General features: G+C 60.2%; 27 protein-coding genes. 13 read left to right on the top strand and 14 right to left on the bottom strand.

What is annotated here, in order from left to right; translation table 11 throughout:
- Window positions 1–12 precede the first annotated feature (12 nt).
- The gene (locus AACY52_RS01945; protein ID WP_339560199.1) at window positions 13–5,682 is read right to left on the bottom strand and encodes a membrane-targeted effector domain-containing toxin; all 5,670 of its coding nucleotides are present in this window, start codon (window positions 5,680–5,682) and stop codon (window positions 13–15) included.
- Window positions 5,683–5,886: 204 nt separating this feature from the next.
- On the opposite strand from AACY52_RS01945, the gene AACY52_RS01940 reads away from it, so the two are divergent.
- A complete protein-coding gene (locus tag AACY52_RS01940; RefSeq protein ID WP_003176055.1) occupies window positions 5,887–6,504 on the top strand; it encodes an FKBP-type peptidyl-prolyl cis-trans isomerase in 618 nt (205 codons plus the stop codon).
- Between the two features lie 154 nt (window positions 6,505–6,658).
- On the opposite strand, the gene AACY52_RS01935 is transcribed toward AACY52_RS01940, so the two are convergent.
- The 3 genes from AACY52_RS01935 to AACY52_RS01925 form a co-directional block, all read right to left on the bottom strand.
- Complete coding sequence (locus tag AACY52_RS01935) at window positions 6,659–6,916, bottom strand: hypothetical protein (protein ID WP_003194088.1); 258 nt, start codon at window positions 6,914–6,916, stop codon at window positions 6,659–6,661.
- A 161-nt stretch (window positions 6,917–7,077) separates the two neighbouring features.
- The gene (locus AACY52_RS01930; protein ID WP_339420544.1) at window positions 7,078–7,419 is read right to left on the bottom strand and encodes a zinc ribbon domain-containing protein YjdM; all 342 of its coding nucleotides are present in this window, start codon (window positions 7,417–7,419) and stop codon (window positions 7,078–7,080) included.
- Between the two features lie 167 nt (window positions 7,420–7,586).
- Window positions 7,587–8,555 carry a polyprenyl synthetase family protein gene (locus AACY52_RS01925; RefSeq protein ID WP_339420545.1) on the bottom strand — a complete coding sequence of 323 codons (969 nt, stop codon included), beginning with the start codon at window positions 8,553–8,555 and terminating at the stop codon, window positions 7,587–7,589.
- Window positions 8,556–8,794: 239 nt separating this feature from the next.
- Here AACY52_RS01925 and rplU point away from each other — a divergent pair, with 239 nt between their 5' ends.
- The 7 genes from rplU (at window position 8,795) to AACY52_RS01890 (ending at window position 14,409) form a co-directional block, all read left to right on the top strand.
- Window positions 8,795–9,109, top strand: a complete 315-nt coding sequence (gene rplU / locus AACY52_RS01920) for a 50S ribosomal protein L21 (RefSeq protein WP_003176051.1) — start codon at window positions 8,795–8,797, stop codon at window positions 9,107–9,109.
- A 34-nt stretch (window positions 9,110–9,143) separates the two neighbouring features.
- Window positions 9,144–9,401 carry a 50S ribosomal protein L27 gene (gene rpmA / locus AACY52_RS01915; protein WP_003176049.1) on the top strand — a complete coding sequence of 86 codons (258 nt, stop codon included), beginning with the start codon at window positions 9,144–9,146 and terminating at the stop codon, window positions 9,399–9,401.
- A gap of 193 nt (window positions 9,402–9,594) precedes the next feature.
- Window positions 9,595–10,818 (top strand): Obg family GTPase CgtA, encoded by a 1,224-nt coding sequence (gene cgtA, locus AACY52_RS01910; protein ID WP_339435948.1) that lies wholly within the window; start codon window positions 9,595–9,597, stop codon window positions 10,816–10,818.
- Window positions 10,819–10,929: 111 nt separating this feature from the next.
- The gene (proB, locus tag AACY52_RS01905; RefSeq protein ID WP_339456633.1) at window positions 10,930–12,048 is read left to right on the top strand and encodes a glutamate 5-kinase; all 1,119 of its coding nucleotides are present in this window, start codon (window positions 10,930–10,932) and stop codon (window positions 12,046–12,048) included.
- A gap of 15 nt (window positions 12,049–12,063) precedes the next feature.
- The gene (locus AACY52_RS01900) at window positions 12,064–12,528 is read left to right on the top strand and encodes a CreA family protein (protein WP_065874460.1); all 465 of its coding nucleotides are present in this window, start codon (window positions 12,064–12,066) and stop codon (window positions 12,526–12,528) included.
- A gap of 101 nt (window positions 12,529–12,629) precedes the next feature.
- Window positions 12,630–13,112, top strand: a complete 483-nt coding sequence (locus AACY52_RS01895; protein WP_339420547.1) for a glutathione peroxidase — start codon at window positions 12,630–12,632, stop codon at window positions 13,110–13,112.
- Window positions 13,113–13,305: 193 nt separating this feature from the next.
- A complete protein-coding gene (locus AACY52_RS01890; RefSeq protein ID WP_339420548.1) occupies window positions 13,306–14,409 on the top strand; it encodes an NADH:flavin oxidoreductase in 1,104 nt (367 codons plus the stop codon).
- Here the strand turns inward: AACY52_RS01890 and AACY52_RS01885 are convergent.
- Together AACY52_RS01885 and cysZ are read right to left on the bottom strand one after the other, a co-directional pair.
- Window positions 14,378–15,580, bottom strand: a complete 1,203-nt coding sequence (locus AACY52_RS01885; RefSeq protein ID WP_339436059.1) for a glycosyltransferase family 1 protein — start codon at window positions 15,578–15,580, stop codon at window positions 14,378–14,380. The two genes, AACY52_RS01890 and AACY52_RS01885, sit on opposite strands and share 32 nt — an antisense overlap.
- Before the next feature lie 54 nt (window positions 15,581–15,634).
- The gene (cysZ, locus tag AACY52_RS01880) at window positions 15,635–16,402 is read right to left on the bottom strand and encodes a sulfate transporter CysZ (RefSeq protein WP_339420550.1); all 768 of its coding nucleotides are present in this window, start codon (window positions 16,400–16,402) and stop codon (window positions 15,635–15,637) included.
- A gap of 283 nt (window positions 16,403–16,685) precedes the next feature.
- Here cysZ and trxB point away from each other — a divergent pair, with 283 nt between their 5' ends.
- Complete coding sequence (trxB, locus tag AACY52_RS01875; protein ID WP_003176041.1) at window positions 16,686–17,648, top strand: thioredoxin-disulfide reductase; 963 nt, start codon at window positions 16,686–16,688, stop codon at window positions 17,646–17,648.
- A gap of 185 nt (window positions 17,649–17,833) precedes the next feature.
- On the opposite strand, the gene AACY52_RS01870 is transcribed toward trxB, so the two are convergent.
- From AACY52_RS01870 to AACY52_RS01845, 6 genes are all read right to left on the bottom strand, one after another.
- Window positions 17,834–18,172: a HopJ type III effector protein gene (locus AACY52_RS01870; protein ID WP_339438148.1), complete on the bottom strand. Its 339-nt coding sequence runs from the start codon at window positions 18,170–18,172 to the stop codon at window positions 17,834–17,836.
- Window positions 18,165–18,461: a DUF1244 domain-containing protein gene (locus AACY52_RS01865; protein WP_339420692.1), complete on the bottom strand. Its 297-nt coding sequence runs from the start codon at window positions 18,459–18,461 to the stop codon at window positions 18,165–18,167. The genes AACY52_RS01870 and AACY52_RS01865 overlap by 8 nt, the downstream gene beginning before the upstream one ends.
- A 65-nt stretch (window positions 18,462–18,526) precedes the next feature.
- Window positions 18,527–18,931, bottom strand: a complete 405-nt coding sequence (gene folX, locus AACY52_RS01860) for a dihydroneopterin triphosphate 2'-epimerase (RefSeq protein ID WP_339470653.1) — start codon at window positions 18,929–18,931, stop codon at window positions 18,527–18,529.
- A 2-nt stretch (window positions 18,932–18,933) separates the two neighbouring features.
- The gene (gene folE / locus AACY52_RS01855; RefSeq protein WP_049711572.1) at window positions 18,934–19,494 is read right to left on the bottom strand and encodes a GTP cyclohydrolase I FolE; all 561 of its coding nucleotides are present in this window, start codon (window positions 19,492–19,494) and stop codon (window positions 18,934–18,936) included.
- A gap of 20 nt (window positions 19,495–19,514) precedes the next feature.
- Window positions 19,515–20,225 carry a dihydromonapterin reductase gene (gene folM, locus AACY52_RS01850; RefSeq protein ID WP_339435951.1) on the bottom strand — a complete coding sequence of 237 codons (711 nt, stop codon included), beginning with the start codon at window positions 20,223–20,225 and terminating at the stop codon, window positions 19,515–19,517.
- 58 nt (window positions 20,226–20,283) lie between these two features.
- Complete coding sequence (locus AACY52_RS01845) at window positions 20,284–20,841, bottom strand: antibiotic biosynthesis monooxygenase (RefSeq protein WP_065874470.1); 558 nt, start codon at window positions 20,839–20,841, stop codon at window positions 20,284–20,286.
- A 215-nt stretch (window positions 20,842–21,056) separates the two neighbouring features.
- On the opposite strand from AACY52_RS01845, the gene AACY52_RS01840 reads away from it, so the two are divergent.
- On the top strand, window positions 21,057–22,007 hold the full coding sequence (locus AACY52_RS01840; RefSeq protein ID WP_339420689.1) for a MerR family transcriptional regulator: 951 nt from the start codon (window positions 21,057–21,059) through the stop codon (window positions 22,005–22,007).
- 2 nt (window positions 22,008–22,009) lie between these two features.
- On the opposite strand, the gene AACY52_RS01835 is transcribed toward AACY52_RS01840, so the two are convergent.
- Window positions 22,010–22,615 carry a hypothetical protein gene (locus tag AACY52_RS01835; protein ID WP_339420688.1) on the bottom strand — a complete coding sequence of 202 codons (606 nt, stop codon included), beginning with the start codon at window positions 22,613–22,615 and terminating at the stop codon, window positions 22,010–22,012.
- A gap of 58 nt (window positions 22,616–22,673) precedes the next feature.
- Window positions 22,674–23,141: a PAS domain-containing protein gene (locus AACY52_RS01830; protein ID WP_339427496.1), complete on the bottom strand. Its 468-nt coding sequence runs from the start codon at window positions 23,139–23,141 to the stop codon at window positions 22,674–22,676.
- 136 nt (window positions 23,142–23,277) lie between these two features.
- Between AACY52_RS01830 and AACY52_RS01825 the strand changes: the two genes are divergently transcribed.
- From AACY52_RS01825 to AACY52_RS01815, 3 genes are all read left to right on the top strand, one after another.
- Window positions 23,278–23,733, top strand: a complete 456-nt coding sequence (locus AACY52_RS01825; protein ID WP_339420686.1) for a flavodoxin — start codon at window positions 23,278–23,280, stop codon at window positions 23,731–23,733.
- A 206-nt stretch (window positions 23,734–23,939) separates the two neighbouring features.
- Window positions 23,940–24,722 carry a class II aldolase/adducin family protein gene (locus AACY52_RS01820; protein ID WP_339427495.1) on the top strand — a complete coding sequence of 261 codons (783 nt, stop codon included), beginning with the start codon at window positions 23,940–23,942 and terminating at the stop codon, window positions 24,720–24,722.
- Window positions 24,722–25,627, top strand: coding sequence for an alpha/beta hydrolase (locus AACY52_RS01815; RefSeq protein WP_339420684.1), 906 nt, complete (start codon window positions 24,722–24,724; stop codon window positions 25,625–25,627). Before AACY52_RS01820 ends, AACY52_RS01815 begins: the two co-directional genes overlap by 1 nt.
- The last annotated feature ends 124 nt before the right edge of the window (window positions 25,628–25,751 follow it).

The raw sequence follows: 25,751 nt of genomic DNA, 5'->3' as shown, positions 1-25,751 counted from the left end.
TTCAGGTGTGAGTCAGGTCACCGGTCGCAGGCCCGGCCCAATGCCCAGGGGCGGATGGCTCTTGAGCGCCTCGATCAATTGCGACAGGTGCAGGAAGCGCTGTTCGTTGAGTCGGTCCCATCGATTGATGAAGTAGCGTCCGCGCTCGTCGATTTGAATGGCGGTGGTCACGATTTCATCGTTTCTGGAACGATGCACCAGGTTGATTTCAGTCGACGAACGCCGCTCAATCAGGAACTCACCGGCCTGCTTGAGTTTGCTCCGATCAGGTAGTGCTACTGGCGCCGGGAGCGCTCGGCCCGGCACGCCGACGGTCAGTTTGAAGTCGCTGCGCAAGGCTATTCCGCCGGCATCGTCAGCCGTTTCCCAGGCGCCGACGTGCAACGGCTTTGCGAGGCTTGGGGCTACATCGTGAATATGCAGGCTGACGGCGTTCTGCAATTGCGCAATCCCCGGTACCAGGTAATGGGTGTCGGTGTGGGCCGTGCCCATCAGCGCCACCCATTTATGCGCACCTTGCGCCGCCTGGTCGGCCTTGATCACTTCGTTGGCGAAATAGCTGAACAGCGTAGGCCGAACGTTGGCGCCGCCGATGCCCTTGGTGTGGTAGCTGGCGGTGCAATCAAGCGCTCGCACGCGGATCCCGTATTTATTGGCCGCGCTCAGCACACCGATGTAGGTATGGGGCCCGCTGTAGTTCCACATATGGCCGAGGTCTTGCCGCTTTACATAACGTTGCAAGCGCTCGGGCATTTTCAAACCGCTGTGGAAAGCGTCCAACTGTGCCTGATGCAAGTCCGTCAGCAGGTGTTCCACATAGAGGGTCCGGACCCCCTGTTTTTTCAGCCATTTCATGTGTTTGATTAGAAACTGCTTAGGTGATACGGCCGAATGCACTTCGCCAATCACCAGCCCGAGCCTTGACTGATAAAGGCGCTCCAGAAACGCCACTTCTGTGGTTGCCGTGGCCAGCAGCGTCAATGACGGGCGTTTCGTGAAGGTGTAATCGGCAACGAAACGGCTGGCTTGCCGATGAAGCTGTTCTCGCTGATCGATAAAGCTCTGGATAGCGGCCTGTTGCGTCTTCGACCGGTGCTGCGAGGCGTAGCGCGTGTCGAGGCCGCGGTGCTCGCTGGCCAGTTGCGTGATGTCCTCGTGAAGTGTCGCAGGGAGGTCGAACGTGTCGAAATGCGATGACACCGCCGCCGCCTGCACAACCCGTGACGAGCCGGGTGATGGCAGCACACGGGGGGCTGTCGTCATGGCGAGCCTGTAATCCCCTCGGGATTGGGCGGCACCGCTGACGTCGGGCCAGATACCGTTCACCCCGCCTGGCGGTACCTCCTCGACCCGTAAGGCCAGCGCATTTTGCAGGTCGGCCAGGCCCGGTATCTGATCATAGGTGCCTAGGCGATTTTGTTCGACCAAAGCGATCCAACCGTCTGCGGCATCGCGTTCCAGGATTTTGTGGGAATAGAAGTTTCTCAAGGTGCTGGCGCGAGGGATAAAACGCTCGCCGTCCCCCAACGCGAGTACGTGTTCCAGATGGTAGGAGGCAGAGCCATCCAACGCCTCCACCGCGATAGTGTGCCGGTGGGCGGCAAGCATCAGTTTGCGGTAAGTGAAGGGGGCGTCGCGGTGCAGTCCGAGCGCGCTGTCGACCTCGGCCAGGTGGTCTTCCACCTGCTTCAGTGCGCGTGCGATATCGCCCTTGGCCTGCTTGTTCAGCACCTGCAGTTTGCTGCGCAAAATATCCGCCGGCAGGTTTTCGAGATACAGGCGCTTCAAGCCTTGCTTGGCCAGCGCCGGCATGTGCTCGATGAGCAATTGCTTGCTGGCGATGGCGTTGTGTTGGGCCCCGATGATCAAGCGTTTGGTGGGCGCGAACAGGGTTTGCAAAATGCCCGCGTGGGAGGCGTCGGGGGCCAGTGCCGGCGCGGCGGTCCGGGCAGGACGCGGTCCTGGGGTCTGGAAGAACTGGTTGGCATCTTCAGTCAGGCGTAATACCTGCGCGGGGTACGTTTCTCTGAGCGGGGCCAGCGCTGCGCTGGCCTGTGTGCGGGACGCATCGGCCAGGCCGGCGCCCCAATCGCTCTGCTCCTTAAGGAAGTCGGGCGCCAGTACAGCCCTGAAATTCTTGCTCTGATCGGGAGCAATCTCATACGGGGCCAAGGGGTTATCGACGCCCTCCGCCAGCTTTTCGTATTTCGTCTTACCACCTCCCGTCAGGCCGGAACGCGTCCAGTTGCCGCTGGCGTCCTGATTGACCAGGCGTGCCGTTGAACGATAGTCGCCCGTTCGCGCGTCAAGGCGATAGAGCAGATGCCGGCCCAGCGCATCGGATTGTTGCGCGGCCCACAGTGACTGGCCATCAAACAGCACGGGTTGCAGGCCGGGTGGCACGGTGCTTTTGAGTGGCTTGAGTGCAGCGATTTTCAGGGCCTGCTTGCTGGCGGGAATCAACGGACGCAGGGGCGACAGCAAATTGAACGTCCCCTTCAGAACCTGGCGGTAATCAAACAGCAAGGCACCGCCGCTGTTAAGCAAGTAACCGAGAAAGTGCTGCAGCGCCAGGGCTTTATCGCGCTGCTGATAGGCGTTGAGCGCCAGCATGGCGTCCTTGAATGCCAGTAGGCCGCCCAGGCTCAGGCTCAGGGGCGGGAATGGGATCGTGGCGACGGCGGTGAGCCATTCCACGCAGGTCCAGAGAATGCCGGTGATTTTCTGCATGCGGTTGACGGTGGTGGCGTTGACCTCATCGATCTTGCGTTGCAGCGCCATGTTGTAGAACTCATGGCGCAGATCGGCCAGGGGGGCCGCGTGGGCGATCGCGTCATAGCGGGCCGGGCTTGGCGTAGTGCGGTTGATATCACTGGGCAGGCCTTTGCGCACGCTCTCCAGAAATCCGCTGACCCGCGATCGGGACTGTGTCGGCACGCGTCCACAGAAGTAGGCCGGCATGCCGTCGACCTGCTTGAGCAGATAGTTGAACAGCCTGGCCTCGCGAAAACTGATGCCATCCGGAGCATTCGGGGTATAGAGCAGCGTGGGGTTGTCGGCGTGACTGAGCAGGTAGTTGCCGATCGCCCATTCACCGTAGATGAACAAACGGTACACGCGGTAGCTGTTGCGTTGGCTGACGGCCTTGTCGCCCAGGCCATCGATGCCTCGCTCCAGCCAGGCCAGGTCGGCACTGGCGATGTGGCCTTGGAGGCGGGACTCGAGGGCGGCGCTTTTCATCTGCAATTGGTTGATCTTCAGGATGGCGTTGCGCCGGTCGTCATACCCTGGGCTTTCGGTTTGCAGTTGCAGGCGGACCCGCTCGGTGTAGCGCTGGCCGATCCACACCCCGGTCACTGAGCGAGCCACGTTCTGCGCGGTCAGCCGGCTCAGGTCCACGCCAGCGGGGCCGCGGAAAGTGGCGCTGGCGGAGAACTTTTCGTCGAGGAACCCCACGCCGTCTTCGTAACCGTCGCGGTACAACTGGGTGTAGGGCATTTCGGTTTTCGGCCCCAGCAACGGCTTGGGCGAGTAGACGAAAACCGTGTCTGGATCGACATCATTCTGCTGACGCCCCAACAGCCGATTGAGGCTGGCTTTGGCGTGCTCATGCACATACGCCTCAAAGGTCGGCAGACGCGCCTCCGAATCCGGCCGGGCATCGTAGGTGCGCTGTGCGCCCTGGGTATCCTCGGCCAGGCTGGTGAGTTTGATTCGGTTGGCTGCCGACGCTGCTCGATACCAGGGTGGGCTGCTGTGTTGGTAATCGTCCAGCGCCTGGGATTCGAGCCAATGGGCGACCATCGCGTCCAGGCAGTCGGCATGGTTACACGCCGGGCCGAAGGTGACTTCCTGATACTCGTCGTCCCCTGGCTTAAAGCTCAGGTTGTTCATAAAGGTCGCCATCTTGGGACGAAAGCGCACGGGGACTTGCTGGATCACATAGTCACGCATCGCCCCGGACGCTTCATCCGCCCAGCCGATGATGTGGGTCTGGCATTCCCGCAGGCTGTCGAAGGCCATGAACTGCCGAGCGCGCGGGGCTTCGGGAGTGCATAGCAGCAGGCGCTTGACCTGGCCGCTGGCAGCTTCGTCGCGCAGTAGCCACAGGTCCTTGAGTTGCGCGCCATGTACCAGCACCGGTTGCGCCCGCAGGTGCGGATGAAGATTGGCGCGCAGTTGTTCGAAGCGCCGGTAGTCGGCCGTGTCCAGATGGCCCTGGAGCCTGGCGAGGGTCGCCAGCGTGAGCAGGCGTTGATCGAGCAGCGCCCTAGTCGCCTGTTTGATTTCAGGCGTACCGAGCATGCTTTTTTGCTCGGCGGCGAAGTCCAGGCGCGGATGCAGGTGTTGTAACAGGAGGGACAAAGCTTGCGGAGTCAGTTGGGCATGATCACCCTGCAACGGCGCGTCGGCGTAGGTGAGTTGGCTGCGATGCAGGAAGTCGGAGCCAGGCAACCCGTCGTCGGTGTGCAGGCCTGCCAATGCCAACGCCACCAGGTCATGGCGTTGTGCATAGTCGCCGACGAGGGAGACCTTGCGCTGGGTGGTGATGTGCAGTTGGTGCGGATCGAGGTCGTGGATATCCATGTCGTCTGCCAGCCGCTCTACCAGTTGGTAGTGCGCCAGGGCCTGTGGTGTGGCGGCAGGGCCGAACAGGTCGAGGAATGACTGGCGAGCCTGATTGTAGTTCGCCAGTTTCGCGATTAACGCGTGTTGGTCAGTCGCTGCGGCATTGCGGTACCAGGCGGGCAAACGGTTGTAGAGGGCTTGTTCCAACAGGCGTTGGGCGCGAAATTCAAGGCGTTCGCTGAGGTCGGGCAGCGCCGCCTGAATGGCGGCGTCCAGCAATGGACCCCGCGTGGCAGGCGTTTGGTTCGCCAGGGCGGCTTCGATGTCGAGGCTGCGTTTGTTCAGCAGCGCCTGGTAGCTGAATTCGAACAGCGGCTGGCCGGTGATCGGTTGCAGTTCCAGGGGCCAGATACCGGCGCTGTGCACGTGTTGATAAGCCACAGGCAGGTGGCGAGTGAGCGCGTCCCGGTCGGTGGCGGTTGCCATGATTGTCAGCAGGCCCTGGTCGAGGTCGTGCAACGAGTCGAAGGGTTCCAGGCCACGGGATGGCGTGAATAGCAGTACCGGACCGACCGGCTCGCCGCAGGTCAAGTCGTTCACCACGGGGCTGGCCTGGCGCGTGAGCACGAAGGCGCCGGCAAAGGCCACGGTCTGTTCCTGATAGGTGAACGTCAGGGCATACATGCCTGGACGAAACGCCGGGCCGCGGGAGCAGTCTTCCACCATGCGCTGGTCGGACGGTGTGAGCAGGTAATCCTTGGCGTTGAGGCTCGCTTCCTGTTCCAGCGCGGTGCTGCCGGCGGTATAGATCATGTAGGCCTTGCGGCCCTGGCCGTCCACGCGGCTGGTTTCATCCAGGGTTTGCAGTTGCTGGTCTAGATTGGTTTTCAAGCGCGCGAGCGAGGTGTCGTCTTCGGCAAGGCCTTTGTAGAGCGCGCGGGCCTGGGTGAAGAAAGCCGCGTTGGCTTGCTTGAGCGTGGCGTTCACTTTTTCCAGCGCTTGGAGCGTGTGCGGCAATTGGACGGGGCGCAGCGTCTGGCCGCGCAGTGTCGGGTCGATCTCGAGCAGTTGGGTCTCGAGCTGCTCGAGGGTGGGTTCGGTCTGGGTGCTCATCGGCACAGTCCCCATGATGATGGAATGAATCCTCAGCATGAGGTAACGCCCGGGCGGCGCAGCGGTAGATAGCTAGGGGCAGGGGTGGGGCTCATCAGGGGCAGGTTTTCTGTGCTAGTCTGCTGGCCCTTTTAGTTCTGGATGGCACGGGAAGCGCAGCGCTCATGCAGCTTTTTCGGTGTCTTCCTACAGCGGAGCCTCTTCATGTCCGAAGTTAATCTGTCCACCGACGAAACCCGCGTCAGCTACGGTATTGGCCGTCAGTTGGGTGACCAACTGCGCGACAACCCGCCGCCGGGCGTGAGCCTTGACGCGATCCTGGCCGGCCTGACCGACGCCTTCGCCGGCAAGCCAAGCCGTGTGGACCAAGAGCAGATGGCCGCCAGCTTCAAAGTGATCCGCGAAATCATGCAAGCCGAAGCGGCTGCCAAGGCTGAAGCCGCAGCGGGCGCCGGCCTGGCGTTCCTGGCTGAAAACGCCAAGCGTGATGGCATCACCACCCTGGCTTCCGGCCTGCAATTCGAAGTGCTGACCGCAGGTGATGGCGCCAAGCCAACCCGTGAAGACCAAGTGCGTACTCACTACCACGGCACCCTGATCGACGGCACTGTGTTCGACAGCTCCTATGAGCGCGGCCAGCCTGCAGAATTCCCTGTTGGCGGCGTGATCGCCGGTTGGACCGAAGCCCTGCAATTGATGAATGCCGGCAGTAAATGGCGTCTGTATGTGCCGAGCGAACTGGCTTACGGCGCTCAAGGCGTTGGCAGCATCCCGCCGCACAGCGTTCTGGTGTTCGACGTCGAACTGCTCGACGTTCTGTAAGACTGGGTAGCATTGACGCCAGCTTGATGTGGGAGCTGGCTTGCCTGCGATAGCATCACCTCGGTAGCAAGGTTGACCGAGTCGTCTGCATCGTGGGCAAGTCGAACCGCCGACTCCCACATCAGGCCGGTGCATTCATGGCTTGTAGTGTCGCTCATGGATGAAACTTGCCATTGAGCTCCGTGGCCGGGCGCAACGCTCGGGCATAGCAGAACAGAAACAGATTGCGCACCACTTCCTTCAACACGCCAGGTTCACTTGAACTCAGCCCGTTGACGTCCAGGTCACCCTGATCCTGCAGTTCATTCAGGGCTTCTTCTTCCAGTACCGCACAGACTTCGCCGGTTTCCCGATGCAGGATCCGCAGGTAAGGGTGTGGGCGGTCCAGCCAGGCATCTATCAAATAAGTCATGGGTCGCATCTCCTTGATGGGTTTCAATGAGAATAATTCTTATTCGTAGAATAGCAAGTGACTATTGGCGGTTTCTGGTTTTTTCTGTGTGGATATTGCGTAGGCTCAACGTAGAGGGCGAAACGCCATCCCGCGGCGGGCGCGGGATGGAGGTAGCATATTCAGACTTTGCGCACGAACTCGGACTTGAGCTTCATCGGGCCGATACCGTCGATCTTGCAATCGATATCGTGGTCGCCGTCGCACAGGCGGATGTTCTTGACCTTGGTGCCGACCTTGACCACTAGGGAGGTGCCCTTGACCTTGAGGTCCTTGATCACGGTGATGGTGTCGCCGTCCTGCAGCACATTGCCGACGGAGTCTTTCTTCACGGTTTCGTCGCTGGCCGCTTCGGCCTCGCCATTGGCGGACCACTCATGGGCGCATTCCGGGCAGATCAGCTGGGTGCCGTCTTCGTAGGTGTATTCGGAGTTGCATTTCGGGCAGGGTGGCAACGTGCTCACTAAAGCTCCTTAAAAGTCAGGATGGCTAAAAGTCGCACATTATATAGGGTTTATCGCAAGGTTGGGGCGCCGCAGAACTCTGTGGGAGCTGGCTTGCCTGCGATAGCGGCAGTGAACTCACTAAAGTCATCGCTGGCAAGCCAGCTCCCACATGAAACCGGGCAGTATCAGTGCGTACGTGCGACCGCAAACTCACTCAGCTCAACCAGGGCGTCCCGGTATTCACTGGCCGGCAGGGCGTCCAGGCACTTGATCGCACGGGCGACATAATCACGCGCCAACTGCGCGGTGTACGCCAGCGAGCCTGACGCCTCGACGGCGGCACGGATGGCCTCCAGGTCTTCGATCCCGCCTTTCTGGATCGCCTTGCGCACCAAGGCGGCCTGTTCCGGCGTGCCTTCGCGCATGGTGTAGATCAGCGGCAAGGTCGGCTTGCCTTCGGCCAGGTCGTCGCCGACGTTCTTGCCCAAGGTCTCTGCGTCGCCAAGGTAGTCGAGCAGGTCGTCCACCAGTTGGAAGGCTACGCCCAGGTGGTCGCCAAACGTGCGCAGGGCTTCGGACTGTTCGGCCGTCGCGCCACACAGTGCAGCGGCGCTGTGTGTGGAGGCTTCGAAGAGCATCGCGGTTTTGCCGCGAATCACTTCCATGTAGGTTTCTTCGGTGGTGCTGGCGTCCCGGACCTTCGACAGTTGCAGCACTTCGCCCTCGGCGATGATGCGCGTGGCCTGTGAAAGAATTTTCATCACCGGCATCGAGCCAAGTTCAACCATCATTTCAAACGAGCGCGAGTACAGGAAGTCGCCCACCAGTACGCTAGGCGCATTGCCCCACATGGCATTGGCGGTCTCGCGGCCACGGCGCATGCCGGACATGTCGACCACGTCGTCATGCAGCAGGGTGGCGGTGTGCAGGAACTCGATAGTGGCCGCCAGCAGGCGCAGGTCATCGCCTTCGCGACCCAGGGCCTTGCCGCACAGCAACACTAATAAAGGACGCAGGCGTTTACCGCCCGCCGACGTAATATAGTCGCCAATTTTGGAGACCAGCGGCACTTTAGAAGTCAGCTGCTTCTTGATGATGCCGTCGACGGCGCTAAAATCGTCCGCGACCGCGCGGTAGAAAGCTTGGGGTTGCATCAGCGACAGTCGCTCCAGAAGGGTTGCGCGGCATGCTAGGACCCAGGCCCCCGGGTGTCAAGGCGCGATAGACGGCCACTTGCAACGCGTCAAAGCCTTGCGTACAATCGCGCACCCTGAACTTCCTGGGCAGCACCTGCCTTACGCAATTGCATTCGGGACGTCCATCCCATGCAGCCATGCCAGCCAATACCTCTTCTTATAAAGCGCTGGGTGAGCAGGATTATCGGAGAAATACCATGTCGTACGCAGTAATTGTTACTGGTGGCAAGCAATACAAAGTCGCCCCAGGTGAATACCTGAAGATCGAAAAACTGGAAATCGCTACCGGCGAATCCGTTACTTTTGATCGCGTTCTGTTGGTCGCCAATGGCGATGACGTGAACATCGGCGCTCCAGTTGTTGCTGGCGCTACCGTTGTGGCTGAAGTGATCTCCCAAGGTCGTCACGATAAAGTCCGCATCATCAAGTTCCGTCGTCGTAAGCACCACATGAAACGTATGGGCCACCGCCAGTGGTACACCGAGATCAAAATCACCGGTATTCAGGCTTAATTTCAGCCTAATTCCTCACTAGGAGAATTGACTCATGGCACACAAAAAAGCTGGTGGTAGTACCCGTAACGGTCGCGACTCAGAAGCCAAACGCCTTGGCGTTAAGATGTATGGCGGCCAGAAAATCATTCCGGGCAACATCATCGTGCGTCAGCGCGGCACCCAATTCCACGCCGGTTACGGTGTTGGCATGGGTAAAGATCACACCCTCTTCGCTAAAATCGAAGGCGTGATCAAGTTTGAAGTAAAAGGCGCGTTCAACCGCCGTTACGTGAGCGTTGTCGCAGCTTAACTGCGAGATCGCTGGAAAAGCCCTGTCTCGCGACGGGGCTTTTTCGTTTGTGGGGTGAGTCTCTTGCAAAGCTGTTTGTAATGGGCTCAGGCGCGGGATGTGCGGTCGTTGATTGAGGTCGCTGCGCTCATTTTTGCAAGAGTCTTATGTCTTGGTTTCTTAAGCTCGTCCGTGCGGCGAGAGGCGTTTTGTTATGAAGTTCGTTGATGAAGTTTCTATCCGAGTAAAAGCAGGCGACGGCGGTAACGGTTGCATGAGTTTCCGTCGCGAAAAATTCATCGAAAACGGTGGCCCTAACGGCGGTGATGGCGGTGACGGCGGTTCCATCTACATGATGGCCGACGAAAACCTCAACACCCTGGTCGACTACCGTTACACCCGGCACTTTGATGCCGAGCGTGGCTCCAACGGCGGCAGCACCGACTGCACCGGTAAAAAAGGCGAAGACCTGGTACTGCGCGTACCGGTTGGCACCACGATCATCGACTCGGCCACCCAGGAAGTGATTGGCGACCTGACCAAGGCCGGCCAGAAGCTGATGGTTGTGCAGGGCGGCTGGCACGGTCTGGGTAACACCCGATTCAAGTCCAGTACCAACCGCGCGCCACGCCAGACCACGCCAGGCAAGCCGGGCGAGCAGCGTGACCTAAAACTGGAAATGAAAGTCCTCGCCGACGTAGGTCTGTTGGGCCTGCCAAATGCCGGTAAAAGTACCTTCATTCGCTCAGTATCGGCCGCCAAGCCGAAGGTCGCCGACTACCCGTTCACCACCCTGGTACCTAACCTGGGCGTGGTCAGTGTCGACCGTTGGAAAAGCTTCGTGGTCGCCGACATTCCTGGCCTGATCGAAGGTGCTTCCGACGGTGCTGGCCTGGGGATTCGCTTCCTCAAGCACTTGTCGCGTACCCGTTTGCTGCTGCACCTCGTCGACATGGCGCCGCTGGATGACACCAGTGCACCGGACGCCGCCGAAGTGATCGTCAGCGAACTGACCAAGTTCAGCCCGGCCCTGGCCGAGCGTGATCGCTGGTTGGTGCTGAACAAGTGCGACCAGATCCTCGAAGAAGAGCACGAAGAGCGCGTCAAGGAAATCGTTGACCGCCTGGAATGGACTGGCCCGGTCTACGTGATCTCGGCTATCGCCAAAGAAGGCACCGAGCGCCTGACCCGCGACATCATGCGCTACCTCGAAGACCGTGCCGACCGCCTTGCGGCCGACCCGGTGTTCAAGGCCGAACTGGCTGAACTCGATCAGCAGATCGAAGACGAAGCCCGTGCCCAGTTGCAAGCCCTGGACGACCAGCGTGCCCTGCGCCGCAGCGGCGTGAAGTCGGTCCATGACATCGGCGACGATGATTGGGACGAAGAAGACGTGGATGATGACGACGGTCCGGAAATCATTTACGTGCGCGACTGATCTGTTGCGATAAACTTGAACGCCGCTCCTTTTAGAGCGGCGTTTTAGTATCTGGGTATAACGTTATGGGCCGCGCTGGGTCGCGCAGCCATCACTCTAGGGTTGAAGATGATGCGGAGCAAAGTGACAGGTGCGCAGCGCTGGGTCGTAAAGATTGGAAGTGCGCTGCTGACGGCGGATGGCAAAGGTCTGGATCGCGCAGCCATGAGCGTCTGGGTCGAGCAGATGGTGGCCTTGCATGAAGCAGGCGTCGAGTTGGTGCTGGTGTCGTCCGGGGCCGTTGCTGCCGGGATGAGCCGCCTCGGCTGGACCGCGCGACCCAGCGCGATGCACGAGCTGCAAGCCGCCGCCGCCATCGGCCAGATGGGTCTGGTGCAAGCCTGGGAGTCCAGCTTTGCCGAGTACGGTCGCCACACGGCGCAGATCCTGCTGACCCACGACGACCTGTCCGACCGCAAGCGCTACCTCAACGCCCGCAGCACCCTGCGTGCGCTGGTGGAGCTCAAGGTCATCCCGGTCATCAACGAAAACGACACGGTGGTCACCGACGAAATCCGCTTCGGCGACAACGACACCCTGGCCGCCCTGGTAGCCAACCTGGTGGAAGCCGACCTGCTGGTCATTCTTACCGACCGCGACGGCATGTTCGACGCCGACCCGCGCAATAACCCTGACGCCCAGCTTATCTACGAAGCGCGCGCCGATGACCCGGCGCTGGACGCCGTGGCCGGCAGTGTCGGCGGCGCCCTGGGCCGTGGCGGCATGCAGACCAAACTGCGTGCCGCACGCCTGGCCGCACGTTCCGGCGCGCACACCATCATCGTCGGCGGGCGCCTGGAGCGCGTGCTGGACCGCCTCAAGGCCGGTGAGCGCATCGGCACCCTGTTGTCGCCGGAACGCGGCATGCTGGCGGCGCGCAAACAGTGGCTGGCCGGTCACCTGCAAACCCGAGGCACGCTGGTGCTGGACGAGGGGGCCGTATCAGCGTTGTCCCAAGGCAACAAGAGCCTGCTGCCGGTGGGCGTCAAATTGGTGCAGGGCAGCTTCCGCCGTGGCGAGATGGTGGTCTGCGTTGCGCCGGACGGTCGTGAAATTGCCCGTGGTCTGGCCAACTACAGCGCCCTTGAAGCGCAGAAAATCATTGGACAATCCTCTGATGCGATTGTCGGACTATTGGGTTACATGGCGGAACCTGAACTGGTGCACCGCGACAACCTGATCCTGGTCTAACCAAAGGAATACACGATGCGTTTAATGAAGGGAATGCTCGGCCTGCTGTTGGCCATGCCGCTGCTGGCGTCCGCCGAGGAAGTCGGCCAGGTGTCGACGGTGTTCAAGTTTGTCGGTCCCAACGACCGGATCGTGGTCGAAGCGTTTGATGACCCCAAGGTCGACGGCGTGACGTGCTACCTGTCGCGCGCCAAGACCGGCGGCGTCAAAGGCGGCCTGGGCCTGGCTGAAGACCGCGCCGAAGCCTCGATCGCCTGCCGTCAGGTAGGGCCGATCCGCTTCAAGGGCGAGCTCAAGGATGGCGACGAAGTGTTCAAGGAGCGCACCTCGCTGGTGTTCAAGACCATGCAGGTGGTGCGTTTCCTCGACAAGAAGCGCAATACCCTGGTGTACCTGGTGTACAGCGACCGACTGATCGAAGGCAGCCCGCAGAACGCCGTGACGGCGATTCCGATTTTGCCCTGGCCGACCGCTCAGTAACCCGTAGGCGAGTTTTGCAATCGGCGTCTATGATTGCAGGCTTGCGGGCTGTAATCTCGAAGCGCCGCAATGCGAAGAATATGGGATATCTGGAGTTCGTCATGAGTGCTTTCCACGACCTGAAACTCAAAGCGTTGGACGGACACGAGCTGCCGCTTGCGCCCTTAAAGGGGCAAGTGGTGTTGGTGGTCAACGTGGCCTCCAAATGTGGTTTGACCCCGCAATACGCCGCGTTGGAAAAACTCTACCAGCAGTACAAGGGCCAGGGCTTTACCGTACTTGGCTTGCCGTGCAATCAGTTTGCCGGCCAGGAGCCGGGTACTGAGGAAGAGATCCAGGCGTTCTGCAGCCTGAACTACGGGGTAACGTTCCCGCTGGGCAGCAAGCTCGAGGTCAACGGCCCTGATCGGCATCAACTGTACCGCTTGCTGGCAGGTGAGGGCGCCGAGTTCCCCGGGGATATCACGTGGAATTTCGAAAAATTCCTGCTGGGTAAAGACGGCCGGGTGCTCGCGCGCTTTTCGCCGCGTACAGCGCCGGATGATCCGACGATCGTCCAGGCCATCGAAAAAGCCCTGAGCTGAACCCCTTCCGGTGTAGCTTCAAGTCTCAAGTTGAAGCCGCAAGAATAAGCGCCAGCGCTCTTCTTGCAGCTTCAAGCGTGTAGCTACTGACTGCTTTCATACCCCTTAATCACTCGGATCAATAGTGCTACTCAGCGCTGCGCACTCCCAATATTATCTGCGTCATAAACTAAGTCTCCCGTGGAGTGCTCCCATGCCTGTCCAAGCCTTGTTCAAACCGTTCCAGCTCGGTGCATTGCAACTGTCGACGCGCGTGGTCATGGCGCCGATGACCCGCTCGTTCTCCCCGGGTGGCGTCCCTAATTCCAACGTCATCGAGTACTACCGTCGCCGCGCCGCCGCAGGCGTGGGCCTGATCATCACCGAAGGTACGGTGGTCGGCCATCAAGCCTCAAACGGCTACCCCAATGTCCCGCATTTCTACGGTGAAGCCGCCCTGGCTGGCTGGAAGAAGGTAGTCGACGCGGTGCACGCTGAAGGTGGCAAGATCGTTCCGCAATTGTGGCACGTAGGCAGCGTGCGTCGTATCGGCACCGAGCCAGATGCCAGCGTGCCAGCCTATGGCCCGATGGAAAAACTCAAGGATGGCAACGTGGTCGTCCACGGCATGACCACTCAGGACATCAAAGAAGTGATCAACGCTTTCGCCCAGGCCGCCAGGGATGCCCAGAGCATCGGCATGGACGGTGTAGAGATCCACGGCGCCCACGGCTACCTGGTGGACCAGTTCTTCTGGGAAGGCAGCAACCAGCGCACCGACGAATACGGTGGCAGTCTGGCCAACCGTTCGCGCTTTGCGATCGAGCTGATCGAGGCCACCCGCGCCGCAGTTGGCCCGGACTTTCCGATCATCTTCCGTTTCTCCCAGTGGAAACAGCAGGACTACACCGCTCGCCTGGTGCAAACCCCGGAAGCGTTGGGCGAGTTCCTCAAGCCGTTGTCTGACGCCGGTGTGGACATTTTCCACTGCTCCACCCGTCGCTTCTGGGAACCGGAGTTTGAAGGCTCCAACCTCAACCTGGCCGGTTGGACCCGCAAGCTCAGCGGTAAGCCGACCATTACCGTGGGCAGCGTGGGCCTGGATGGCGAGTTCCTGCAGTTCATGGTCAACACCGACAAGGTCGCGCAACCGGCCAGTCTTGAGAAACTGCTGGAGCGCCTGAACAACGACGAGTTCGACCTGGTCGCCGTGGGCCGCGCACTGCTGGTTGATCCGGATTGGGCCGTGAAAGTGCGCGAAGGCCGGGAGAGCGATATCCTGCCATTCAGTCGTGAGGCGTTGACGACCCTGGTGTAAGCGGCGACAGGGCGGGCACTGGGGGCCCGTCCTTGCATACCCCGCGCAGTTGGCGCTCAAACTGTTCGATAATCGCCGGCCAACCCTGGCGGCTCGCATGCTGACGGGCATTCAGGCGCATGCGGCGCAAGCTTTCTGCGTCCTCCAGTAACCAGTTAGCGGCCTCACAAAACGCATTCTCATCTCCCGGCATCGCCAGCACACCGTTGTAGCCATGGCGGATATGCTGGGTCGCAGCCGCCTGATCGTAGGCCACCACACCCAAGCCCGAGGCCATCGCCTCCAACACCACGTTGCCGAAGGTTTCGGTCAGGCTGGGGAACAGGAACACATCGCCTGACGCGTAATGCCGCGCCAGTTCCTCGCCTCGCAAGGTGCCGCAGAAGATCGCTTCCGGCAGTTCCTTTTCCATCATCGCCCGTTGCGGGCCATCGCCGACGATGATCAGCTTCATCTGACGCTGGGGATAAGTGTCCTGCAACGTCTCAAAGCAACGCTTGAGCAATCCCAGGTTCTTCTCCTGCGCAAGTCTGCCTACGTAGAGCACGGCAGTTTGCTCACTGTTCAATGCCCAGCTTTCCCGCAGCGCGTTGTCGCGTCTGGCCGGGTGGAACAACTGGCTGTCCACCCCGCGTGACAACATCCCCAGACGCTCGAAATGCCTGCGCTCCAACTCCAGGCGCTGGCTGGCGCTGGGCACCAGGGTCAAGGTCGAACGGTTATGAAACCAGCGTAGGTAGTGAGTGACCATTCGGCTCAGCATGCTCAAGCCGTATTGGTTCGAGTACTGCTGGAAATTGGTATGAAAGCCACTGACCACGCTGATCCCCAGGCGCCGCGCGGCGCGCAGGGCAGAGAGACCCAATGGCCCTTCGGTGGCGATGTACAGCACGTCCGGACGCTGACGGGTCCAGCGTCGCAGCAATTTGTGCATCGACGACTGTCCCCATTGCAGGCCCGGGTACCCGGGTAGCGGCCAGCCACGGCACAGCAGCAACTCATCGTCGCTGGGGCGGCTCTGGTCGACGCCCTGGCGCGGGCGCACCAGCTCGACTTGATGGCCGCGCGCCCGCAAACCCTCGCACAAGCGGCCAAGGGTATTGGCCACCCCGTTGATCTCTGGCGGGAAGGTTTCGGTAATCAGGGTGATGTGAAGCGAGGCTGTCATCATGACCCACAGTGTCGCCGTGGGCCATGTCGTCATTGTGTCATCGGCATGATGGATTTATGACTGGGTCACTTTTTTCGGCTGCGCCATCGCTTCGGCACCTTGCTCTCGCACCCAGAACAACGTGGCCCCGGCTACTGCCGCCGGCATCATCAGCAGGTTGACCACTGGCACCAGCAGCACCAGGTAGACGATGCCGCCGAAACTCATGCTCTGCCAACGTTTCTGGCGCAGCCAGGCGAGCATCTCGTTCCAGCCCAGCTTGTGGTTGTCTGCCGGGTAGTCGATGTACTGGATCGCCATCATCCACACGCCAAACAACAGCCATAGTGGCGCGGCGATCAGGTTGACCACCGGAATGAACGACAGGATAAACAAGCCGATGGCCCGTGGCAGGAAGTAGCCCAGCTTGCGCATTTCCCGGGCCAGCGTGCGCGGGACCATGGCGACCAACTCGCCCCAGCTGAAGGCCGGAAAATCGTCCGTGCCACGTACCACCACTTCGACCTTCTCCGAGAGAAAGCCGTTAAAGGGCGCGGCGATGATGTTGGCCAGCATGGTGAAGGTGAAAAACACCATCAGCACCACTAGCACCACAAACAGAGGCCAGATGAGGTAATTCAGAAAACTCAGCCAGCTCGGCAGCGTCGGCATCAAATGGTCGACCCACAAACTGAATTGATGACCGGCGAAATAGATCAAGCCGACGAACAGCACCAGGTTGATCGCCAGCGGTAGCAAAACAAACAGGCGCAGGCCAGGGCTCAACACCAGTTTGAGGCCTTCACGCAGGTATTGCGGGCCGGAAAGAGCAGGGGCGGGCATGGAGAACTCCGAGCAAAGGGGCGAACGCGCCGACCTTACCGACTTTGCACCTTAGGCGAAAGCGGCGACATCAGCGGTAACAAACGTGTCGATGGACCAAGCCGACTGCATAGAGACCACCTATGAGCTGGATTGTTATTCCGTATTTCCTTAATCTTGCCCCCCTCGATACGCTGCACCCATTATTTTTCAGGGTCTGCGAGTTCAAGCCTTCCCCAAGTGCTTCGTGGTCCCTTTTTTATTCCAGCCGCCTTGTAGTCCGGGCGGTCGATAGGAGTGAGTCATGTCTGATACCCGTCATTCGCGAGTGATTATTCTCGGTTCCGGCCCTGCCGGTTATAGCGCTGCTGTCTACGCTGCCCGGGCCAACCTCAAGCCGCTGCTGATCACCGGCATGCAGGCGGGTGGTCAGTTGACCACCACCACCGAAGTCGACAACTGGCCGGGCGACGTCCATGGCCTCACCGGCCCGGTGCTGATGGAGCGTATGAAAGAACACGCCGAGCGCTTTGAAACCGAAATCGTGTTTGATCACATCAACAAAGTCGACTTCTCGAAAAAGCCTTACAGCCTGACCGGCGACAGCGGCGTATACACCTGTGACGCGCTGATCATCGCCACTGGTGCCAGCGCCCGCTACCTGGGCCTGCCATCGGAAGAAGCGTTCATGGGCAAGGGCGTATCCGCCTGCGCGACCTGCGATGGTTTCTTCTATCGCAACAAACCGGTCGCCGTGGTCGGCGGCGGCAACACGGCCGTGGAAGAGGCGCTGTACCTGGCGAACATCGCCAGCACCGTGACCCTGGTTCACCGCCGCGAGACCTTCCGCGCCGAGAAGATCCTGATCGACAAGCTGCACGCCCGTGTCGCTGAAGGTAAGATTATCCTCAAGCTCAACGCCACCCTGGACGAAGTCCTGGGCGACAACATGGGCGTGACCGGCGCCCGTCTGAAAAACAATGACGGCAGCTTTGACGAACTGAAAGTCGACGGCGTGTTCATCGCCATCGGCCACACCCCGAACACCTCGCTGTTCGAAGGCGTGCTGGAAGCCAAAGACGGTTACCTGGTGGTGCAGGGCGGCCGTGAAGGCAACGCCACCGCCACCAACATCGAAGGTATCTTCGCTGCCGGTGACGTAGCCGACCACGTTTACCGCCAGGCCATCACCTCGGCCGGCGCCGGTTGCATGGCGGCACTGGATGCCGAGCGTTACCTGGACGGCCTGCAGAACGCTTCGTTCTGACCCCGTTGAACTAAAAAACCGGCTGTGAGGCCGGTTTTTTATGTCCGCGATTCAACTAACACCCAGGTCATGAAGTGTTAACCCAGTCCTTGTGGGAGCTGGCTTGCCTGCGATAGCGGCGTATCAGTCACCATCGCCATCGCGGGCAAGCCCGGCTCCCACAGTGAACGGGTTTCTAGATTGAATCAGCGGCGTGTCAGGGGTTGTGCGGTGAACTTCACGCCGGCCAGGCCATGCGCGATCAGTGCGCGGATGTTGCCGTGGTCGCTGCCCTCAGGCGTCGCCACCACCGAACGGTAATGCTCGCCAAAAGCCAGCAGCGCTTCCTGATCGCTCAGACTTTCCAGCAGGGCCAAACCCAGTGTCTTGCACGAACCCTCATTCTGCCCGGCCGCATTTTCTACATGGCCGTTGGTGAAGGCCTGCGGCTGGTAGTCGTAACCAGCAGCAACAAACGCCAAGGTATCGGCAAACACATGTTCGCCACTGTTGAGGCTAACGCGCAGGGTGTTCAAATCAGTCATGGGTCTTTCCTTTCGCGAACGCTGCCTGTTGGTCGGCGCTGGCTTCTTTCTGGTAGGTGGCTTTCCACTCGGCGTATGGCATGCCGTACACCACCTCACGGGCGTCATCGAGGCTCAGCTCGATCTGACGCTCGTCAGCCTCGGCCTTGTACCACTTGGACAAGCAGTTGCGGCAGAAGCCCGAGAGGTTCATCAGGTCGATGTTCTGCACATCCTTGCGGCTGTCCAGGTGGGCTACCAGCCGGCGAAAGGCGGCGGCTTCGAGTTCGAGGCGTTGTTGATCGTTCATGGTGGTCTCTTCGAGACAGCTATCGGCGGGTAAGCTTCAAGCTGCAAGTTGGAATGAAGTTGGCTTTAACGTGTGGCTTGAAGCTTATCGCTTGAGGCTGAGCGGCTCGCCGCGAGCGTTATCGAAACCGATTCGGCAAAGCGCAACGCGTGGGGCTTGTCCACTTCGACTTCGGCGTACAGCACCGACTCATTGCTCATCACCAGGTCCAGCAATTCCTGGGTCAAGCGCTCCAGCAAGGCAAAGCGGTTGCCTTCCACATGGGCGATGATCGCCTTGGTGATGGTGCGGTAGTTCAGCGCATGGTCGATGTCATTGTCGCGCACGGCTTCCTGGGCGGCATACAGGATGGTCAGGTTGATCAGCACATCCTGCTTGTTGAGGATTTCGTCCTCGTTGATACCGATATAGGTGCGCAGGCACAGGTCCTTGACCCGGATACGCGCCATGCCTGGTTGAAGTTGTGGCATTGCTACTTGCTCCGTCCGATCAGTTGCAGGAACTCCATGCGCGTGGTGTTCGACTCGCGGAACGCGCCGAGCATCACCGAGGTGTTCATGGTTGAATTCTGTTTTTCCACGCCGCGCATCATCATGCACATATGCTTGGCTTCGATCACCACGGCCACGCCGGCCGCCTGGGTCACGTCCTGGATGGCGTCGGCAATTTGCCGCGTGAGGTTTTCCTGGATCTGCAGGCGCCGGGCGAACATGTCGACGATACGCGCCAGTTTCGACAGGCCCAGCACCTTGCCGGTCGGAATATAGGCCACATGGGCCTTGCCGATAAAGGGCAGCAGGTGGTGTTCGCACAGCGAGTACAACTCGATGTCCTTGAGGATCACCATCTCGTCATTGTCAGAGGCGAACAGCGCGCCGTTGACGATCTCCTCCAGGTTCTGCGCGTAGCCATGACACAGGTATTGCATGGCCTTGGCGGCGCGCTTGGGGGTATCGAGCAAGCCTTCGCGCTCGGGGTCTTCGCCCAGGCCTTTAAGGATCTCGCGGTAGTGTTGGGGCAGGGATAAGGTCATACAACATCCTCACAAACGGCTTACTTGATATGCCGCCCGCCGTTGACGGTCAGGGTGGTTCCGGTGACATAAGGGTTGTCCAGCAGGTAGCGCACGCTCTGGTAGATCACCTCGGGCCCAGGCTCGATGCCCAGTGCCGACTTGGCCAGTACCTTGGCGCGGTAGGCAGCATCGTCGCCGTCGTTGAACATCACCATCGCCGGTGCGATGCCGTTGACCTTGATCAGCGGCGCGAACTGCGCGGCAAATGACAGCGTAAGGCTGTCGAGCCCGGCCTTGGTGGCGCAGTAGGCGATGTGCTGGCGGCTGCCCTTGCGCACCACGTCATCGCTGATATGCACGATGTCGGCCGGTGTCGAGCGTTGCAGCAAGGGTGAACAATGCAGGTTGATCAGGTACGGCGCAAGCATGTGCACGCTGAACATGTCGGTAAAAGCGCGGCTTTCGTCGCCAGGCGTTTCCGCGACCCAGGCCGAGGCGTTATGGATGATCGCGCGCAGGCTCTGGGTGTGGGTGTGCAGCTCGGCGATAAACGCGAGAATTCCGGCTTCGTCAGAGAAATCGGCATATACACCGATGGCCCCACGCTCGCGCAACGCCTGCACGCCGGGCCGCTCGCTGCGGTAGCTGAAAATCACCGAGTGGCCTTCGTCCAGCAGGCGCTGGGCGCAATGCAGGCCGACACGCTGGCCGGCGCCGGTGATCAGAATCGGGGCGTTCGTTGCAGTCATGAGAGGCTCGGGTCGCTGGCAGATTGAAACTATACCAGCGACCGCCCGCCCCATGTACTCATGCGGCAGCTTCAGTGACCTTGCGCGGTGGGGAAGGATGTAGCCAATTCGCCAGCAGGTGGGTCGAGAGTGGGATAAACAGATAAACCATCAAGGGCGTGAGCGCCAGGGTGCTGACCAGCACACGTGGCACCAGCTCCAGTTCATTGAGCAGCGGGCCCAATACAAAGTTGAACAGCAGCGATACCGGGAAGAACGCCAGCCAGATCGCCACGGCCTGCTTCCAGCGTGGCGGGCGCGCACCCACCGCGCCGAACCAGCCGTCGATGCCGCGTACGCGGTGCTCGGACGGGTCGGCAAACAATTCGCTGCCACGGCTCAACCAGGCACTGCGGGAGGCAGAAAACTCCCAGGCATGCAGGGTGTGCTCATCGGCGAAGCGGAAAATGATCTGGAACTCATCATCATTGGGCGGCGGGGCAAGAACGCCTGAGCCCAGGTAGCCAGGAAAGTCGGTGGCCAATTGCTCGCCTTCGCGCAGCCAGGCCATCAGTTCTTCGTAGCGACCCTTGGCCACGCGGCGCGCAACCATCAGGGTGACGGGTGAGGTAGACATTGTGTATCTCCAAGTGTGCGGGTGCGCTGGGCCGGGTAGGCGGCACACAAACGAGGCTGCGGGGTGTGGCAGCGACGTAGAAAAAACAGGCAAGGATTATTCCTGTTTTATCGAAATACACCAGATACTTTGGTCGCGTCGCCCTGTAACTTGTATCGCGCCGCCGAATAAGCGTTAAATAGTGTTCAAATTGACACGGATGTTTTTCATCTCTGATGCCCGAAATTACTGCTCCCCAGCGCGAAAAGACGCCTGACAATGTCACTGATTGCGACGACCTTTTCCCTATCCGTGAAGTCGCCCGGCTGACCGGCGTCAACCCGGTCACTCTGCGCGCCTGGGAGCGTCGCTACGGCCTGATCCAGCCAACGCGCACCGAAAGCGGGCATCGGTTGTATTCGCGCAACGATATCGACACCGTGCACCGGGTACTGGACTGGATCGAACGTGGCGTCGCGGTCAGCAAGGTAGGCAAACTCCTCGCACGAGACGAGCCGCTCGGCGAACCTGGCACCGCGCCTGAAACGCAGGTGGAGTGGGTTCAGTGGCAGGGACGCCTGCGCCTTGCAATCAGCGCATTCGATGACCGTGAGTTGGACCGACTGTACGACCAGATCTTTTCCGCTTACCCGATTGCCGTAGTGTTTCAAGACATTCTCATGCCGCTGTGGCAGGCATTGCTGCGCCACCAAGGGCGCTTCGGCCAAGCCAGCGAGTGGCTGTTCTTCGACAATCACCTGCGCTCGCGCACCGCGCAACGTCTGCAAGTGACAGCGGCCGCGTCGGTGCCTCGGGTATTACTGGCGGCCGTTGCCGGGGAATGCCGCGAGTTGGAGTTGCTGGTCGCGGGCCTGCTGATGTCGGGGGAAACGCTCGCGGTGAAGGTCATGGGCGTAGGCCAGCCATTCGATGAATTGACGCTGATCTGCGAAAAGACCCAGCCGCAAGCCTTGGTACTGTTCTCCAATCGCGCACCCGGCAGCGAACTGCCGCTGCGACTCAAGCGCCTGGCGCTGACCCTGAATTGCCCGTTGCTGCTGGCAGGTGATGCCGCCGACCTGGCGCAGGAAAGCCTTAAGGGCTCGCCAATCGGTTGCCTGGGTAACGAGGGGCGGCTGATGCAGCGCCGCTTACAGCAATTCCTGGCGGGTGGCCTGGATACCTGAGCTCAGGCATGAACCTCTGGATGGGCCAAGCGGTGCTGGTGCAGGATGAACTGGCGCAGGCGCTCGATTTCTTCGGCGTCGCTCTGGTTCAGTCGATAGGCGAACAACCCGCGCGCGGTTTCTCGTTCGAACGTTCCGCGCAACGCAATGCGCTCATAGCCCGATGGGCTGAACCACAGTGAAAAAGTTTTGGGTGGCTTGATCCGGCTCCGAATCTCCACCAGTACGCCTTTGAACGACACCTCATGCACCCACATCGCGCCCGGGTTGCCCTTGATATTTTCCAGCGCCACTGGGGTTTCAAGCGTCAGGCGCCACGGCCGGATCATTGGCCCGTCTTCGAAAATACTCGGCACGCCCAAGCGCAGGTGAACCGCGTGAAACTCATCTTCGACCAAGTGCAGCGGGAAGGTGAGTTGCTGGTTGTCGAACTGCGCCTGGATGGTGAGATGGTCGTGGGCGGCCAGGCGAGTGAGCAGGTCGCGAATTTGCGCACCCCCGTTAACCGTCAGGCTCGACGACGCATCCCGCAGGTTCAACTGTGGGTTGTGCTGCATGGTCTGGATAAAATCCAGTTCGTCCTGCGTCAGGAGTGCGTCGCGTTGCATGAGGCCTGCTCAACAGGTAGGGGTTAAAACGCCATTATCCTCTTAATCACCGTTTTATCTAATCTTTGTTAGATTCGATCGTCGTCTTGAGTGCGGCTAGCTCTGCCTTGAGTTCGGCGACTTGCGCTTCCAATTGGGCCACGCGCTGCTGGGCTTTGACTTGAACGGTGACGTCCTTTTGAACGCCGATGAAGTAAGTCTGTTTGTCTGCCGCGTTGTAAAGGGTGGATATCGACAGCTCATTCCAGAAGTGCGTGCCGTCCTTGCGGTAATTGCGCAGGGTTTCGCGACAATTGCCATCATTGCCCAGCGCTTCTCGAATGGCGATAAGGCCCGGTTGGTCCCGGTCTCCCGATTGCAGGAAACGGCAATCCTGGTAGAGGATTTCATCGCTGGCGTAGCCGGTCAGCCGCTCAAAAGCCGGGTTGACGTAGATCAGTGGCAAGTCCTTGCCTTCCCGTTCAGCGATAACAATGCCGTCATTCGAGGCGTCGATGACCATTTGCATCAATTGAGCGTTAATCATGCGGGGTTTCATCCAGGTGAGGTGTCGCAAGTCTAAGACACCCCGGCATTCTTTCCATCCGGGCGCGACGTTTTTTTGAAGGGGTCGGTTGAGCTGCTAATATCCCACGCTTTCGCTCAACTACAGGATTAGATTGATGAAAGTCGCCATCCTTTCCGGCTCGGTCTACGGCACTGCTGAAGAAGTCGCTCGCCATGCTGGCAGTATCCTCAATGCCGCAGGTTTCGAGGCCTGGCACAACCCCCGCGCCAGTCTGGCGCAGGTGCAGGCATTTGCGCCGGACGCTTTTCTGGCGGTGACGTCCACCACCGGCATGGGCGAGTTGCCCGACAATCTGCAACCCCTGTATTCGACGATTCGCGACCAACTGCCCGCCGCCTGGCGTGGCCTGCCCGGTGCAGTCATCGGCCTGGGCGACGCCAGCTATGGCGATACTTTCTGCGGTGGCGGCGAGCAAATGCGCGAGCTGTTTGCTGAGTTGGGCGTGCGCGAAGTGCTGCCGATGCTGCGCTTGGACGCCAGCGAAAGTGTCACCCCGGAAACTGACGCCGAACCGTGGCTGGCCGAATTGGTCACTGCGCTGCGCGGTTGAGCGCTCATTCGCGCACCAATGCCTGTGCCGCCCCTTTATTGGCGGCACTTCTCTGACGTTGTCCACACGAATTTAAACTATCCTCAAGACTGACTCGTACGGTCATCAAGCTGGCTGCCAAGGCAACTACGGCGGCCACGACGTCTGACTAGACTGGCCCATCACTCAAAAAAACAATAAGAAAGTGCGCTAAGGAGGTCGTTACCGTGAGCCTAGCCCCCGTTCTATTGCCACAGAATGTCAAAGACCAGGTCAGCGCTGCCGAGTGGCAAACCCGCGTCGACCTGGCAGCCTGTTATCGCCTGGTGGCGCTGCATGGTTGGGATGACCTGATCTTTACGCATATCTCGGCCAAGGTGCCGGGCACCGATGATTTTCTGATCAACCCTTATGGGTTGATGTTTGACGAGATCACCGCGTCGAGCCTGGTCAAGGTCGATCAGGCCGGCAACAAGCTGATGGAGAGCCCCTACGAGATCAACCCCGCGGGCTACACCATCCACAGCGCCATCCATGAAGGTCGCCACGACGTGACCTGTGTGCTGCACACCCACACCGCTTCGGGTGTTGCGGTGGCTGCGCAGAAACAAGGCGTGTTGCCGATAAGCCAGCAGTCCCTGTTCGTGCTGTCGAGCCTGGCGTATCACGCCTACGAAGGGGTGGCGTTGAACCATGAAGAGAAGGCCCGCTTGCAGGCCGATCTTGGCGAAAACAATTTTCTGATGCTGCACAACCATGGTCTTCTGACTTGCGGCAGCACCATCGCCGACACTTTTTTGATGATGTTTACCTTCCAGCGCGCCTGCGATATCCAGGTGCTGGCGCAAAATGGCGGCGCTGAATTGATCGCCATCGGGCCACAGATACTCGCCGGTGCCAAGGCAATGGTGGCGGCGGTCACAAAGAGCGCACAAGGTATGGGGGGCGCGCTGGCCTGGCCCGCGTTGCTGCGCAAGTTGGACCGCGTCGATCCTGGGTATAAAACCTGATGCCACTCGCCGAGATTCCGCTCAGTGTCTGGCGCAAACGCAGTCAGACATTCGAATTCCACGGCCGCACCATCCGTTACTGGGTGGCGGGGCAGGGCGAGCCGTTGCTGCTGATCCATGGCTTTCCCACTGCCAGTTGGGACTGGCACTACTTGTGGCAGCCCCTGGCCCAGCGCAACTTGGTGATCGCCTGCGACATGCTCGGTTTTGGCGACTCGGCCAAGCCGCTGGACCACGGTTATTGCCTACTGGAACAGGCGGACTTGCAGCAGGCACTGCTGGAACACCTGCGAGTCGAGCAGCCGGTGCATGTGCTGGCCCATGACTACGGCGACAGCGTCGCCCAGGAATTGCTGGCGCGGCACTATGAAGGTCGCTTTCAGATGGCCAGTTGTGTGTTTCTCAACGGGGGGTTGTTTCCTGAGACCCATCGCCCGGCGCTGGTACAAAAGCTCTTGCTCAGCCCCCTGGGCTGGATGATCGGCCGTGCGTTTGGGCGCAATGCCCTGGCGAACAGCTTCAGCCAGATATTCGGCCTCAATACCCGCCCCAGCGAAAGCGCCCTGGATGATTTCTGGAGCCTGATCGAGTGCCACGAAGGCACGCGCATCCTGCACAAGCTCGTCGCCTACATTCCTCAGCGTCGGCGCCTGCGTGATCGTTGGGTCGCGGCAATGCAGCAGGCTGAAGTCCCACTGCGGGTGATTGATGGCGAGATAGACCCGATCTCCGGCGCCCACATGGTTGAGCGTTACCACGAGTTGGTGCCCCACGCCGACACGGTCTTGCTGGCCAATATCGGCCACTATCCGCAGATCGAGGCGCCGGTGCAGGTGCTCAAGCACTACCTGGCGTTTCGCGAGCGAATTGCTGGCCCAGTGGGGGAGCTGGCTTGCCTGCGATAGCCATAGTTATCTACACACAATTAGATTTTCGTTAGCCCATCATAATCATCCCCCTACCTTATCGAGCACCATTCAGCCCCTGGCGTATCTATTGTGACCAGAGCCCCGGTGCCTGACACTCGAC

It is taken from the genome of Pseudomonas sp. EA_65y_Pfl1_P113, from assembly GCF_963970525.1.
GTDB lineage: Bacteria > Pseudomonadota > Gammaproteobacteria > Pseudomonadales > Pseudomonadaceae > Aquipseudomonas > Aquipseudomonas tritici.
The sequence above is the reverse complement of the archived record's forward strand: the minus strand, read 5'-3'. Positions and strand labels throughout refer to the sequence as shown.